Below are 13,518 nucleotides of genomic sequence, written 5' to 3'. Positions count from 1 at the left end.
CATGAAGGGCCCCCCGAATGGGTAGAATCAGCCGTTACGCTTGGCGCGCTCGATCTCCGTGGCGTGGAGCCCGCCGGGTACGAAATCGGCGCCCCGCTGGACGCGGTCGTTCCAGGTCTCGTGCGGTTTGTCCGACGAAACTTCCTTCATCGTGATGCAGCCCGAGACGGGGCAAACGAGCTGACAAAGATTGCAGCCGATGCACTCCTCCTCGTCGACGAACGGCACGCGCGCGCCGGGCATTGCGCCCTTCGCCGTGACCGCGCGGTCCGGGATGAGCTTGGGAATGTGCGTATGCCCGGCCTTGCGCGCCTGCTCCTCCGTGCGGCCAGGCAGGTGGATGCACTGGTGCGCGCCGTCCATGCAGGCCGTGTAGCAGAGCTGGCAGCCGATGCATTTATCGACCGAGATGTCCGCGACGACGCGATACCCGAGGTCGAGGTCGCCCCAGTTCTTGTATTGCTGGGCGGCCCGGCCCCGGAGCTCGAGGATCGATTTCATGCCCTTCGAGTCGAGGAAATCGTTCAGGCCCTCGATCATGTCCTCGACGATGCGGTAGCCATAATGCATGACCGCCGTGCACACCTGCACGCTCGTGCACCCGAGCGCGATGAACTCGGCCGCGTCGCGCCAGTTCGAGATGCCGCCGATGCCCGAAATCGGCAGCTTCGCGACGTACGGATGCCGCGTCAACTCGCCGACCATGTGCAGCGCGACGGGCTTGACCGCCGGGCCGCAATAACCGCCGTTCGTCGAGGCTTCGCCGACGCGCGGCAGCGGCACCATCCGGTCGAGGTCGATGCCCATGATCGACTTGATCGTGTTGATCAAGCTGATCCCGTGCGCCCCCGATTCGAGCACCGCCTCGCCCGGCTCGACGATGTCCGTCACGTTCGGGCTCAGCTTGACGATGACCGGCTTCGTCGCGAATTCGACGGCCCAGCGCGCGATCTCCCGGAGCACCTTCGGCTCCGAGCTCACGGCCGAGCCCATGCCGCGCTCGCACATGCCGTGCGGACAGCCGAAATTGAGCTCGTGGCCGTCCGAGCCCGCCTCCTCGGCGCGCTGGATGATCTCCTTCCACTCCTCCTTCGTCTCGACCATGAGCGAAGTGATGACGGCGTGGTTCGGATACCGGCGCTTGACCTCGCGAATCTCGCGCAGGTTCACCTCGAGCGGCCGGTCCGTGATGAGCTCGATGTTGTTGAGCCCCATCATGCGCGTATTGCCGTAATCGATGCCGCCGAACCGGCTCGACACGTTGACGATCGGATTGCCGAGCGTCTTCCACACGGCGCCGCCCCAGCCGGCGTCGAACGCGCGCATGACCTGGTCGCCCGTGTTCGTGGGCGGCGCCGAGGCGAGCCAGAACGGGTTCGGGCTCTTGATACCCGCGAAATCAATCGATAGATCTGCCATGTCTCAGGCTCCCACGCCCTTTTCCACGCCCATCTCGGTGCCCATGAGGAACGCGTGCATGCTCGTGACCGCGATCTTCGCCTCGGCGACCGCGTTCACGACCTCCTTGCCGCCGTTGACGCAATCGCCGGCGCACCAGACCTTGGGGTTTCCGGTGCGATGGGTCTTCGGATCGACGAGGACCCGGCCGCGCGTGTCGAGCTCGACGCCCGGGAACGAGCGCGCGACCTCGGTCGCGCGGCTCTGTCCGACCGCGACGACCACGAGATCCGCCATGAGGTCCTCCTCGGTGCCGGGGACGGGCTTCTTGTCCTCGGTCCGGATCACGCGGACGCCCGTGACCTTGCCCATGTTGTCCCGTAAAACCGCGACCGGCGAGCGCTCGCAGAGGACCTTCATGCCGTCGACGCGGCCGCTCGCGAGCTCGTGCTCGTAGGCCGAGAGCTCGTGGTCGCCGCCGCGGTAGACCATGGTCGCGTCGATGCCGAGCAATGCGAGCTCGTGCGCGACGTCGACGGCCGTGTTGCCGCCGCCGATGACGATCGCCCGGTCGACGCCCTTGAAGCGGAGCGTCGGGTCGGCCTTGAGCCGCTCGATGAGGTGCGTCGCGCCAACCACGCCGCCGCCGTCCTCGCCGGGGATCTTGAGCCGCGAATCCGGGCCGAGGCCGAGGCCGAGGAAGACTGCGTCGTATTGCTGGAGCAGCGTCGCGACCGAGACCTCCTCGGGCGAGCCCGAGACGGGGACGATTTCCACGCCCTGATAGAGCTCGACGTTGCCGAGCGAGAGCACCCACGTGATCTCCGTGAGCGCCTCCTCGACCTTCATCTTGTACGGGGCGATGCCCAGCGTATTGAGCCCGCCCGGCAAGAGCTTCCTCTCGTAAATGGCCACCTCGTGCCCTTCGAGCGCGAGCCAGCCGGCCGCCGCGATGGACGCCGGGCCCGCGCCGACGAGCGCGACGCGCTTGCCCGTCGGCGCCTTCGGCTTGAAGAGCTGCGGATCCTCGGCGAGCGCCTTCTCCACCGCATACCGCTGGAGCCGCCCGATCTTGATCGGATCGCGGTTCCAATCGTTGTAGACGCAGGCGCCGGCGCAGAGGACCTCCACCGGACAAACCTGGCCGCAGGACTTGCCGAGCAGGTTCTGCGTGAGAATGGTGCGCGCCGCGCCCTTGACGTTGCCCGTGCCGATCTTCCGGATGAACGTGGGGATGTCGATCGCGGTCGGGCACGCCTTGATGCAGGGCGCGTCGACGCAATACAGGCACCGATTCGCCTCGGCGACGGCCTCGGCGTCCTCGTACGGCGGCTTCTTGTCCTCGTAAAGGACTTCGAGCCGGTCCCCCTCGACGTCCGGGATGTGCGGCGAATGATGGGTCATCGGACCTCCCTTGCGGCAGCCGGCGCCTCGAGCTTGCGCGGGAGATAACGCCCCGCGCCGCGCACGACGTCGAGCTTGCCGTCCTTGTATTGGACGCGGCCGTGGACGATGGTGTGGCTCACCTTGCCCTTGACCTCGAATCCCTCGAAGATGTTGCGATCGCAGCGGTGGTGGTGCGTCTTCGCCGAGATGACGCTCGACCCCTTCGGATCGAAGACCACGAGATCGGCGTCGGCGCCCGGCACGATCGCGCCCTTGCGCGGATAGAGGCCGAAGATCTTCGCGGGCTGCGTGGAGAAAAGATCGACGAAGCGATTCACGTCGATGTGGCCGCCGAGCACGCCGTAGGTCCAGAGGAGGCCGAGGCGATTCTCGATGCCCGCCGCGCCGTTCGGGATCTTGGTGAAATTGTCCCGGCCCATGTCCTTCTGGCCGACCTGATTGAAGGGGCAATGGTCCGTCGCGACGACCTGAATGAGCCCCGAGGCGATGCCCGCCCAGAGCGCCTCCTGGTGACCCTTCGGCCGGATCGGCGGGCTCATGACGTACGCCGCGCCCTCGAAATCGGGTTTGTCGTAGACCGAGTCGTCGAGGATGAGGTATTGCGGGCACGTCTCGGCCAGGACGAGCTGACCGCGCCTTCGCGCGTCGGTGACGGCGTCGAGCGCCTCGCGACACGTGAGGTGGACGATGTAAATGGGCTCGCCGATCATGCGCGCCATCATGATCGCGCGGTTCGTCGCCTCGCCCTCGACGGGCGCGGGGCGCGAGAGGGCGTGGTATTTCGGCTCGAGCTTGCCCTCGGCCACGAGCTTCTTCTGCAGCGCGACGACGACGTCGCCGTGCTCGGCGTGCACCGTGACGAGCGCGCCGAGGTCCTTCGCGGTCTGCATGACCTGGATGAGCTCGACGTCGTCGACGCCGATCGCGCCGCGATAGGCCATGAACGTCTTGAAGGAGGGAATGCCCTCCTCGCGGACGCATTGCTCCATCTCGGACTTCGTGCGGTCGCCCCACCAGGTGACCGCCATGTGGAAGGCATAATCGGCGACGGCCTTCTTCGCCTTCTCCTTCCACATGGAAAGTCCGTCGAGCAGATGCTGGCCGCGCGCCGGGATGACGAAATCGATGATCGAGGTGGTGCCGCCGGCGACGCCCGCCGCGGTGCCCGTCTCGAAGTCATCGGAGCTCTCCGTCCCCATGAACGGCAGCTCCATGTGCACGTGCGCGTCGATGCCGCCCGGGAAGACGAGCTGGCCCGAGGCGTCGATGACGACGTCGTCCGCGCCCTGCTTCACGAGCCCGGACCCGACCGCCACGATCTTGTCGCCATCGCAGTATACGTCACCGACAAACCTATCGGATGCGGTGACGATCTCGCCGTTCTTGATCAGGATGCCCATCTCGTCCTCCCGAACGCCCCTCGATCAGGGCAAGAGCTTGACCATGTCCTCGTACGTCTCGGGCCTGCGGTCGCGATAGAACTGCCAGGTGCGCCGCACCTCCTCGATCACGTCGAGGTCCATCTCCGCGACGACGAGCTCGTCACGGTCCTCGCTGCCGACGGCGAGGAAATTGCCCCGCGGATCGCAGAAATAGCTGGTCCCGTAGAACTTGCCGATGTTCCACGGCGCCTCGGTGCCGACGCGGTTCGACGCCGCGATGTAATACCCGTTCGCCACGGCGTGCGCGGGCTGCTCGAGCTTCCAGAGGTACTGGGACAAGCCGGCCACGGTCGCCGAGGGGTTGAAGACGATCTCGGCGCCGTTCAGGCCGAGCAGGCGCGCGCCCTCGGGGAAATGGCGGTCGTAGCAGATGTAGACCCCGATCTTCGCGTACCGCGTCTGGAACGTGGGATAGCCGAGGTTGCCCGGCTTGAAGAAATACTTCTCCCAGAAGCCGTTCGTCTGCGGGATGTGGTTTTTCCGGTACTTGCCGAGGTACGTCCCGTCCGCGTCGATGACGGCGGCCGTGTTGTAATACACGCCGGCCTGCTCCCGCTCGTAGACGGGGATGATCATCGCCATCTGGTACTTCTTCGCGTACTCGGTGAGCCGCTGGACCGTGGGGCCGTTCGGGACCGCCTCGGCCGTGTCGCACCATTTCGCGTCCTGCGAGGGGCAGAAATACGGGGTGTTGAAGACCTCCTGCAAGCAGAGGATCTGCACGCCCTTCTTGCCCGCCTCCTCGATGTACGGGAGGTGCTTCTCGAACATCGCGTCGCGGATCTGCAGCACCGAGGCGCCCGGATCATTGAGCGCGTTCGAGCACTGGATGAGCCCGCCGATGACTTTCCTGGCCATTAGAACCACCTCTCGATGACGATCTTGCGCTCGGTGTAGAAATCGATGCCGGCCGAACCGTGGGCCTTCGTGTCGCCGAAGAGGCTCGCCTTCTGGCCGCCGAACGGGAAGAACGACATGGGCGCAGCGACGCCGATGTTCACGCCGACCATGCCCGCCTCGACGCGGGCACCGAACTCGCGCGCGGCCTTGCCGTTCGTCGTGTAGATGCTCGCCGCGTTGCCGAATTCGCTCGCGTTCGCGAGCCGGATCGCCTCGTCGAGGTCCTTCGCCCGCATGAACGCAGCGACGGGCCCGAAGATCTCCTCGCGGCCGATCACCATGTCGGGGCGCACGTCCTCGAAGATCGTCGGCCCGATCCAGTTGCCGTCCGGGAGCCCCGGGACGGTCGCGTTGCGGCCGTCGAGCACGAGCTTCGCGCCCTCCTGCAGGCCCTTCTCGATGTACGAGAGCACGCGGTCCTTGTGCGCCCGCGAGATGACGGGGCCGAGCGTGGTGGCCGGGTCCTTGCCGTCGCCGAGCACGATCTTCTTCGCGTACGCGACGAAGGCGTCACGCACGCGCTCGTACGCGTCGCCGACGGGGACGATCACGCTGCCCGCGAGGCAGCGCTGGCCCGCGCAGCCGTAGCAGGACTCGACCGCGTTCTGCACCGCGCGCTCCATGTCCGCGTCGGGCATGATCACGATGAAGTTCTTCGCGCCGCCGAGCGCCTGGACGCGCTTGCCGGTCTCGCCGCACTTCCGGTAAACGATCTTCGCGACGTTCGAGGAGCCGACGAAGGAGACGCCCTTCACGTCCGGGTGCTCGCAGATCGCCTCGACGACCTCGCGGCCGCCGTTCACCAGGTTCACGACGCCGTTCGGCAGGCCGATCTGCTGGATCAGCTCGAAGATGCGGCGCTGCGAGAGCGGCACCTGCTCGCTCGGTTTGAGCACGAACGTGTTGCCCGTGGCGATCGCGTACGGGAGGAACCAGAGCGGCACCATCGGCGGAAAGTTGAACGGCGTGATCGCCGCGAAGACGCCGAGCGGCTGACGCAGGACCCTCGTGTCGATGCCCGAGGCGACGTCCTCGAGGTTCTGCCCCATGAGCAAGGTCGGGATGCCACACGCGTGCTCGACGTTCTCGATGCCGCGGCCGAAATCGTTGAACGACTCGGAGAACGTCTTGCCGTGCTCGCTCGTGCAGATGTTCGCGATCTCCTCGCGATGCTGGTCGAAGAGGCCCTTCAGCTTGAAGAGGTACCGCGCGCGCTGCACCGGCGGGACGGCGCGCCACGCAGGGAACGCAGCCTTGGCCGCCTGCACCGCGGCGTCGACGTCAGCCGAGGTCGAGAGCGGGACCTTGGCGAGCAGCTCCCCGGTCGCGGGATTCTTCACGTCGAGCAACGTGGTGCCCGCAGAAGCAACCCAGGCGCCGTTGATGAAGTTCTCGAGCACGCGCATAAAACGACGATCCTCCTCCTGACGTGGGCCTTCGCCCGTCCCCCCGTCGCACGCGCCACCTCGGCCTCGACGGAGGCAGAGCGAGACGCGCCGAGCACAATCAACCGTGATTTTCTCCCCGCGACAAGGCCCAAGGGCGAACCTGAGCACCACGACAACGTATGCCGCCCCGCGTCGTCGCGAGAGGCACGGTTCGGGCGCGCGCTGTGCGGCGGGAGCGCTTGCGAGCGCGCCCAGGATGCTCTTACGCTGGGCCGTACATGTCGGGAGAGGTTTCCGCGTTCCGACGGGCGATGCAGCAAAGGCGCCCCGACGTCCTTGCGCGTCTCGTGGAAACGGGCGCGGATCCCGCGTCGTCCGAGCTCGGTGAGGTGCCGCCGTCGTTTCGCGCGGAGCTCGACGCGAGCTACGACGCGTGGCTCGACGGCATCGAAAAACCAGAGCCGGTCCCGGCGGAAGCGTGGGCCTCGCGCCTGGGCGAGACCGCGCAGGTGCGAGGCTGGGACGGGCGCAAGGTGCTCATCTGGCTCGAGCGTATCGGCCAAGCGATGCTCGAAGCAGCGCTCGACGCGGTGGACGAGGGCGTGCCTGGCGCGGACGTGGGCGCGCGGCGGATCGTCGGCGCGATGAACACGGCCGCGGCCGCGTTCAATCGAGCGTTCCGCGTGAAGGCGGAGGAATCCGCGAAGCGCGCGGCGGTGCTCCGCTCGGTCACGGAGAACGCCCCCGACGGGATCGGGATCGCCAAACCCGATGGGACGGTGCTCTACGCGAACCCGGCGTTCTGCGCGATGATGGGCTCGGAAGACGCGAGCCGCGGGCACTTCTCGGATTTCGTGCACCCGGACGAGGGCCCGAAGCTCGCGCACATCGCCGAGGTCGCCGAGCGCGTGGGGCACTGGGACGGAAACCTCCGGTACAAGCGCGCGGACGGGACGTCGTTCAACGCCCGGCTCAAGGCGTTCCGCGTGAAGTCGACGGACGGCGAGCTGATCGCGCGGTGCGTGCTCGTGCGCGACGCGACGCCGGAAGAGCGGGCCGAGGAGCAGCGGCGCGCGCTCGAGGAGGAGATGCAGACGGCGCAAGCCGAGGCGCTGCGGGAGCTCGCCGCGCCGCTTTTGCCGCTCGCCGAAGGGGTCCTGGCGATGCCGCTCGTCGGCTCGCTCGACGCCGCGCGGACGCCGCGGATCATCGAGGTGATGCTCGAAGGGATCACGCGGACGGGCGCGGGGCACGTGATCGTGGACATCACGGGCGTGCCGGTGGTGGACGCGGAGGTGGCCGAGTCGATCATGCGCGCGGCGAGGGCCGCCCTGCTCGTCGGCGCGGAGGTGGTCCTGACGGGCGTGCGAGGCGCGGTGGCGAAGACGCTGGTCGATCTCGACGTGGATCTCGGCGGCATGGATACGTGGAGCACGCTGCGCGCGGGCGTGGCGCACGCGATCGCCCACGAGCGGCAGAAGCGGCAGAAGCGGCAGACGCGCCGAGGGGCGGGGCCTGTGCGATGAGCGGGCCCGAGGGAGCGGTGGTCGCGTCGTTCGCGGAGGCGTTCGCTTCGCGCCGGGACAACCTCGTCGAGCGGCTGACCGAGGAGGCGCGAACGGCCCTCGGCGGTACGCTCGGTGCGCCGATGGAGGCCTTCCGCGCCGATCGCGCCGTGGAGGTCGACATCGCGATCGAGGCGCTCCGGGACGGCACCATGTCGTTCGCGACGCAGAGCTGGAAGCGCTGGATCGACAGCTCGGTGCAGCGCGGCTGGTCGGCGACGACGCTGCAGGGCGTGCTCGGCGCGATGCGGCAGGTGTTCATCGACGTGGGGCTCGAGCTCCGCGCCGCGGGCGTGCCGGAGGCGACGTCGAAGATCCGCGCGTTCATCCGGTCGTCGAGCGAGGCGCTGTACCTCATCGACGAGGAGCTCCGCGCGCGGGTGGAATTCTTGCACCGCAAGGCGCAGATCTTCGAGGCGCTGATCCACCACGCGCCGGACGGGATGGGCGTGGCGGCGCCGGACGGGACGCTGCTCTACGTGAACCCGGCGCTCGAGCGGCTGCTCGGGCGGCATGATCTCCTGGGCCACTCGATCTACGAGCTCGTGGCGCAGCACGCGGAGGTGATGCAACGGGAGCAGGTGGCGAAGGCGGTGCTCGAGCGAGGCTCGTGGAGCGGGGAGCTCACGTACCTGCGCGCCGATGGGAAGACGTTCGACGCGCGCGTGACGGCGTTCCTCGTGCGCGACGAGCAAGGCCGAGGCATCGCGCGGTGCGCGATCATCCGGGATCTGACGGAGGCGCGTCGCGCGGAGACGGAGCGGCGCAAGCTCGCGGCCGAGGTGATCGCGGCGCAGAAAGCGGCGCTCGAGGAGCTCGGGACGCCGCTCGTGCCGATCGCGGAGGGCGTGCTCGTGATGCCGCTCGTCGGGGTGCTCGAGCCGGCCCGCGCGGAGCGGATGCTCGGCGTGCTGCTCGAAGGGATCGGGCAGCAGAACGCAAAGGTCGTGATCCTCGACCTGACGGGCGTGAAAGACGCGAACGCGGTGGCGGCCGAGGCGCTCGTGCGCGCGGCGCAGGCGGCGCGGCTGCTCGGAGCGGAGGTGGTCACGACGGGGACGGGACCGGAGCTCGCGCGGACATTCGTGGAAAATGGGGCAGAGCTCGGAACGATCGTGACGAAGGGCACGCTACGAGACGGCGTTGCGTATGCGCTTCGTGTAGCGCGGGGACACGGCCCTGTTCGCTGATTGTTCTACCTCAAAGGACTGCCGCCCACGGCGAACCATTACGATTACGATGGAAGCACGAATGCGGCGCCATTGAGGGATTCGTGAATCGAGGACACGATGATAATGTCCTCGTTCATGAAGACCATTTCATCCTCCCTGCTCTTCGTGATGGGCTCGCTGGCGCTGATCGGCTGCGGTGGTCCCATGGAGGCAGAGGACGAATACGCGGACGAAGCGGCCGAGGAAATGGGCGAAGCGCTGGGGGAGGCGCTGGAGATCGGCGACGACGAGGAGGCGAAGGCCTTTGCCCTCGAGGCGGAGGATTCGGCGGATCTCGTGGCCTGGTGCGACGACATCGTGAGCTGGAATCAGACCTGGTCCGATTACGAGGCGCAGGTGCTGACGCTGGTGAACCAGAAACGCGCGGCCGGCGCGAGCTGTGGAGGCGTGGCGTATCCGCCCGCGCCCGCGCTCGTGCTCGACGAGCGGCTGCGGTGTGCCGCGCGCAAGCATTCGAAAGACATGGGGGTGAACAATTTCTTCAGCCACACCGGATCGAATGGCTCGACGCCGTGGCAGCGCATCAAGAACGCTGCCTACACGTACAAGAGCGCGGCCGAGAACATCGCCGCCGGGTACAACTCGCCGACAGCCGTCGTGAACGGATGGATGACGAGCACGGGGCATTGCAAGAACATCATGAATGCCTCACTCAAGCAACTCGGCGTGGGGTATTACCAGGGGACGACGGGGTACAAGCACTACTGGACGCAGGATTTCGGGACGCCTTAACGGATTTTTGCAGCCCCGAGCGCGGCCACGATCTGGGCGCTCACGCCATCGGCTCCCTCCGCCGTCGCGAGCGCGCCCTCCGGCACGCGCAGGCGCGAGACCTTCACCTCGCCGCCGCGTGACACGGCCCCCTGCCCGCCCGACGCGACCTCCACGAGCACGACGCCCGACGAGCCAATCGCCGCGAGCACGCTCTTTCCCTCGGGCCGCGCCACGGGCACGCACGCGACGCCCTTCTCCGCGAGCGAGAGCGCGAGCCGGACCTCGGGGTCCAAAAGCTCCGGCAAAGGCCCGTCGAGGCGCAGGCCGAAGTGAACGGCCGACGCAGGGTCGTCTGCGGTCGTGGCCGCGTCCCGCACGGCCGACATGAGACTCTCGGCGAGCGGTGGGTCCCGCTCGATCCGCGCAAAGTCGGCCGGATCGAGGCGCAGGAGGAAGCGGCGCATCGAGCGGGCCGCGGCCTGCACGTACGATTGCTCCATCGACGCCCGCCGCAGGATGCCCTCCGCGTCGCGGTTCTTCCGGGCCTTGCAGAGCTCGGCCGCGCCGCCGAGCACGGCCGCGGGCGGGGGCGGCGGCTCGGCGCGCGCCATGGGCGCGTCGCGGTAGGCATGGCGATGAAACCCCGCGCCCGTGGGCGGGAGCGCGAGCACGAGCGAGAGGCTCTCGAGCTCGGTCTCGGGCGTCCGCGCGGCCGCGGCGAACGCGTCGCGCAGGGTGGAGAGCCGGTTCGGCTGCGCGGTGACGAGGACGTGATCCGGCGCGGAGACCGTGAGGACGACGCGATAGGCGCGCACCTCGCGCGAGCCCATCGACCAGCGATCGGCCTCGCCCACGAGCTCGACCGCGCTGCGCTCGACGAGCGCCGAGAGATCGGTCTCGCCCCACGCGTCGAGCAGGCTCTTCGCGCCCGCGGCGAGCGCGCTGCCTTCGGGGACCATCGCGGCTAGATCTTCCGGCCCGACGCCATGAACTTGCGGGCCTGGAGCTCGGCCTCGGCCTCGGCGATGGCCTCGGCCTCGTGCTGCGCGGCCGTGCGGAGCGCGCCCGCGCCGGGGTTGTCGACGCGCACGCGTTGCGGCTCGGTCGTGGCCGCCTCGGCCATCGCCGCCGCCGTGTGCCGGACGTCGTCGTAGGGCTTGGCGAGGTCGAAGATGACCTTCGTGTTGCCCTGGCTCAGGTTCGCGAGGGCCTCGAAACGCCGGAGCTCCATGGCGCCGGGCGACTTCGAGAGGATCGAGGCCGCCTCGGCGAAGTTCTTCGCGCTCTCCACGTCGGCCTCGCTCTTGATGACCACGTACTTCCGGTCCCGCTCGGCGATCGCGACCTTCGCCAGCACCTCCTGCATCTGCGGCGGGAGCTGCACGTCCTGGAGGCCGATGAGCTCCACGTGCAGGCCCCACTGCGACACCGTGGACTCGACCTGCGCGCGCACCTTGGCGGCGACCTCCTCGCGGTGCGCGAGCAGCTCGTCGAGGCGCGTCTCGCCGACGACGTCGCGAAGCACGACCTTCGCCCGATCTTTCACCGCCGCCTCGTAGTTCTCCACGGCCAGCGTGGCCTTCTCCGGGTCGACGACGCGGTAATAGAGCACGGTGTCGACCATGGTCGTCACGTTGTCGCGCGTGATCACCATTTGCCGCAAAAGGTCGCGGTTTTTCGTGCGCGTGTCGATCTTGCGGAGCGTCTGGAAGCCCGGCAGGAACAGCGTCACGCCGGGCTCGACCCGGCCCGAGAGCTTGCCGAGCGTGAAGCGCAGCGCGACCTCCCACTGGTTGATCTGCCGGAGGCCCGCGAGGAGGTAGGCCAGGAGGAGAAACCCGAGCACGAGGAGGAGCGGATCCATGGTCGCGCCAATGTAACCGGCGCAAACCCGTCCACCACGGGCTATCGGTCGAATCGCACCCGATCCTCGAACGGCACGTCGGCCCCGACCTCGATGACCTCGCCGAGCCGGAAGGCCTGCTCGCCGGCGCCACGCAGCGCGCCGAGCGCGGCGGCCTCGGCCTCGGGCGCGACCACCACGACGAGCCCGACGCCGAGATTGAACGTGCGGCGCATCTCGGCCTCCTCGACCGGCCCTTGCTCGGCGATCACCCGGAAGATCGCCGGCCTTTCGTACACGGACAGATCGAGCCGCGCGCCGAGCCCCTCCGGCAGGACACGCGGGAGGTTGCCCGGCAAGCCCCCGCCCGTGATGTGCGAGAGTCCGCGCACGGCCTCGGGCAACGCCGCGAGGAGCTCGCGCACCGCGCGGGCGTAAATGCGCGTCGGCACGAGAAGCGCCTCGGCCGCCGTGCGCCCGAGCCCGGGGACCTCATCGTGGATGCCGAGCCCCATGCGCTCGAAGAGCACCTTGCGCGCCAGCGAATAACCGTTCGAGTGCAAACCACTCGACGCGACGCCGAGCACGACGTCGCCTGCCCGCGCCTTCGTGCCGTCGAGCATCTTCGCCCGCTCGACCACGCCCACCGCGAAGCCTGCGAGGTCGTACTCGCCCGGCGCGTACATGCCCGGCAGCTCCGCCGTCTCGCCGCCGAGCAGCGCGCAGCCGGCGAGCTTGCAGCCCTCGGCGATGCCCCGCACGACGGCCTCGCCCACGTCGAGCTCGAGCGTGCCGGTCGCGAAATAGTCCAGGAAAAACAGGGGGCGCGCGCCGACGGTGATCACGTCGTTCACGCACATCGCCACGAGGTCCTGGCCCACGGTGTCGTGCACGTTCGCGGCGAAGGCGACCTTGAGCTTCGTGCCGACGCCGTCCGTGCCGCTCACGAGGATCGGGTCGACGAGCCCGCTCGGCAGGGCGCAGAGGCCCGCGAAGCCGCCGACATCGGCGACGACCTCGGGGATGCGCGTCGGGCGCGCGAGCTTCTTGATGCGCTCGACGAGGGCGTCCCCCCGGTCGATGTCGACGCCGGCCTGGCTGTAGGTGATGGGCATGCCGGCGGAATGTCACAGCTTGGGGCGAGGTGCTAGGGTTCGTCGCCGTCATGCCCGAAGCATCGCCCCGTCCGCCCGTCCTCGTCTCCGCCGCCGTCCTCGTCGAGGAGGGGCGCGTCCTGCTCACCCAGCGCAAGCGCGGCACGCACCTCGCCGGCGCCTGGGAGTTCCCCGGCGGCAAGGTCGAGCCCGGCGAGGACCCGCGCGCGGCCCTCGTGCGCGAGCTGCGCGAGGAGATCGGCATGGAGGTCTCGGTCGGCGATCCCGTCGAGGTGACGTTCCACAGGTACCCGGAGAAAGCCGTGCTGCTCCTGTTTTTTGCGGTGACGCGCGCGGCAGGATCGCCCGATCCGCGCCCGCTCGACGTCGCGGACGTGAAGTGGGCCGCGACCGAAGACCTGAGGGACGAGCTTTTCCCGCCGGCGGACGTCGCGATCCTTTCGAAGGTGCGGGCCCTGCTCGCGCCCCGCACGTAATCGGAGCACACGACCGGCCCGAACGGCGGTATCCTGCC

General features: G+C 68.6%; 12 protein-coding genes. 4 read left to right on the top strand and 8 right to left on the bottom strand.

Annotation, left to right across the window (positions count from 1 at the left end; genetic code table 11):
* Nucleotides 1-27 precede the first annotated feature (27 nt).
* Genes preA through QHF83_RS08305 form a run of 5 tightly spaced genes read right to left on the bottom strand, consistent with a single transcriptional unit; the run spans nt 28 to nt 6,553 of the window.
* A complete protein-coding gene (gene preA, locus QHF83_RS08325; protein ID WP_282417223.1) occupies nt 28-1,419 on the bottom strand; it encodes an NAD-dependent dihydropyrimidine dehydrogenase subunit PreA in 1,392 nt (463 codons plus the stop codon).
* A gap of 3 nt (nt 1,420-1,422) precedes the next feature.
* Nucleotides 1,423-2,802, bottom strand: coding sequence for an FAD-dependent oxidoreductase (locus tag QHF83_RS08320; protein ID WP_282417222.1), 1,380 nt, complete (start codon nt 2,800-2,802; stop codon nt 1,423-1,425).
* Complete coding sequence (gene hydA, locus QHF83_RS08315) at nt 2,799-4,205, bottom strand: dihydropyrimidinase (RefSeq protein WP_282417221.1); 1,407 nt, start codon at nt 4,203-4,205, stop codon at nt 2,799-2,801. Before hydA ends, QHF83_RS08320 begins: the two co-directional genes overlap by 4 nt.
* Nucleotides 4,206-4,229: 24 nt before the next feature.
* Complete coding sequence (locus QHF83_RS08310; RefSeq protein ID WP_272418352.1) at nt 4,230-5,105, bottom strand: nitrilase-related carbon-nitrogen hydrolase; 876 nt, start codon at nt 5,103-5,105, stop codon at nt 4,230-4,232.
* Nucleotides 5,105-6,553, bottom strand: coding sequence for a CoA-acylating methylmalonate-semialdehyde dehydrogenase (locus tag QHF83_RS08305; RefSeq protein WP_282417220.1), 1,449 nt, complete (start codon nt 6,551-6,553; stop codon nt 5,105-5,107). Before QHF83_RS08305 ends, QHF83_RS08310 begins: the two co-directional genes overlap by 1 nt.
* 293 nt (nt 6,554-6,846) lie before the next feature.
* Between QHF83_RS08305 and QHF83_RS08300 the strand changes: the two genes are divergently transcribed.
* From QHF83_RS08300 to QHF83_RS08290, 3 genes are all read left to right on the top strand, one after another.
* Nucleotides 6,847-8,061 carry a PAS domain-containing protein gene (locus tag QHF83_RS08300; protein WP_282417219.1) on the top strand — a complete coding sequence of 405 codons (1,215 nt, stop codon included), beginning with the start codon at nt 6,847-6,849 and terminating at the stop codon, nt 8,059-8,061.
* Nucleotides 8,058-9,290: a PAS domain S-box protein gene (locus QHF83_RS08295; protein ID WP_282417218.1), complete on the top strand. Its 1,233-nt coding sequence runs from the start codon at nt 8,058-8,060 to the stop codon at nt 9,288-9,290. Before QHF83_RS08300 ends, QHF83_RS08295 begins: the two co-directional genes overlap by 4 nt.
* A gap of 117 nt (nt 9,291-9,407) precedes the next feature.
* Nucleotides 9,408-10,064, top strand: a complete 657-nt coding sequence (locus QHF83_RS08290) for a CAP domain-containing protein (RefSeq protein WP_282417217.1) — start codon at nt 9,408-9,410, stop codon at nt 10,062-10,064.
* Here QHF83_RS08290 and QHF83_RS08285 read toward each other — a convergent pair.
* The 3 genes from QHF83_RS08285 to purM are packed head-to-tail and all read right to left on the bottom strand — an operon-like array spanning nt 10,061 to nt 13,004.
* Entirely contained in the window at nt 10,061-11,005 is a 945-nt protein-coding gene (locus tag QHF83_RS08285) for a hypothetical protein (protein ID WP_282417216.1), read from the bottom strand. The genes QHF83_RS08290 and QHF83_RS08285 overlap by 4 nt on opposite strands.
* 5 nt (nt 11,006-11,010) lie before the next feature.
* Nucleotides 11,011-11,910, bottom strand: coding sequence for an SPFH domain-containing protein (locus QHF83_RS08280; protein WP_282417215.1), 900 nt, complete (start codon nt 11,908-11,910; stop codon nt 11,011-11,013).
* A 41-nt stretch (nt 11,911-11,951) separates the two neighbouring features.
* Nucleotides 11,952-13,004, bottom strand: coding sequence for a phosphoribosylformylglycinamidine cyclo-ligase (gene purM / locus QHF83_RS08275; RefSeq protein WP_282417214.1), 1,053 nt, complete (start codon nt 13,002-13,004; stop codon nt 11,952-11,954).
* Nucleotides 13,005-13,054: 50 nt separating this feature from the next.
* Between purM and QHF83_RS08270 the strand changes: the two genes are divergently transcribed.
* The gene (locus QHF83_RS08270; RefSeq protein WP_282417213.1) at nt 13,055-13,480 is read left to right on the top strand and encodes a (deoxy)nucleoside triphosphate pyrophosphohydrolase; all 426 of its coding nucleotides are present in this window, start codon (nt 13,055-13,057) and stop codon (nt 13,478-13,480) included.
* Nucleotides 13,481-13,518: the final 38 nt, after the last annotated feature.

It is taken from the genome of Polyangium sp. 15x6, assembly GCF_029960785.1.
In the GTDB taxonomy this organism is placed as follows: domain Bacteria; phylum Myxococcota_A; class Polyangia; order Polyangiales; family Polyangiaceae; genus Polyangium.
The sequence above is the reverse complement of the archived record's forward strand: the minus strand, read 5'-3'. Positions and strand labels throughout refer to the sequence as shown.

What these genes read in the sequence shown, in the direction of transcription:
- preA (WP_282417223.1), bottom strand. Translation starts at nt 1,419, where the DNA reads ATGGCAGATCTATCGATTGATTTCGCGGGTATCAAGAGCCCGAACCCG.
- QHF83_RS08320 (WP_282417222.1), bottom strand. Translation starts at nt 2,802, where the DNA reads ATGACCCATCATTCGCCGCACATCCCGGACGTCGAGGGGGACCGGCTC.
- hydA (WP_282417221.1), bottom strand. Translation starts at nt 4,205, where the DNA reads ATGGGCATCCTGATCAAGAACGGCGAGATCGTCACCGCATCCGATAGG.
- QHF83_RS08310 (WP_272418352.1), bottom strand. Translation starts at nt 5,105, where the DNA reads ATGGCCAGGAAAGTCATCGGCGGGCTCATCCAGTGCTCGAACGCGCTC.
- QHF83_RS08305 (WP_282417220.1), bottom strand. Translation starts at nt 6,553, where the DNA reads ATGCGCGTGCTCGAGAACTTCATCAACGGCGCCTGGGTTGCTTCTGCG.
- QHF83_RS08300 (WP_282417219.1), top strand. Translation starts at nt 6,847, where the DNA reads ATGCAGCAAAGGCGCCCCGACGTCCTTGCGCGTCTCGTGGAAACGGGC.
- QHF83_RS08295 (WP_282417218.1), top strand. Translation starts at nt 8,058, where the DNA reads ATGAGCGGGCCCGAGGGAGCGGTGGTCGCGTCGTTCGCGGAGGCGTTC.
- QHF83_RS08290 (WP_282417217.1), top strand. Translation starts at nt 9,408, where the DNA reads ATGAAGACCATTTCATCCTCCCTGCTCTTCGTGATGGGCTCGCTGGCG.
- QHF83_RS08285 (WP_282417216.1), bottom strand. Translation starts at nt 11,005, where the DNA reads ATGGTCCCCGAAGGCAGCGCGCTCGCCGCGGGCGCGAAGAGCCTGCTC.
- QHF83_RS08280 (WP_282417215.1), bottom strand. Translation starts at nt 11,910, where the DNA reads ATGGATCCGCTCCTCCTCGTGCTCGGGTTTCTCCTCCTGGCCTACCTC.
- purM (WP_282417214.1), bottom strand. Translation starts at nt 13,004, where the DNA reads ATGCCCATCACCTACAGCCAGGCCGGCGTCGACATCGACCGGGGGGAC.
- QHF83_RS08270 (WP_282417213.1), top strand. Translation starts at nt 13,055, where the DNA reads ATGCCCGAAGCATCGCCCCGTCCGCCCGTCCTCGTCTCCGCCGCCGTC.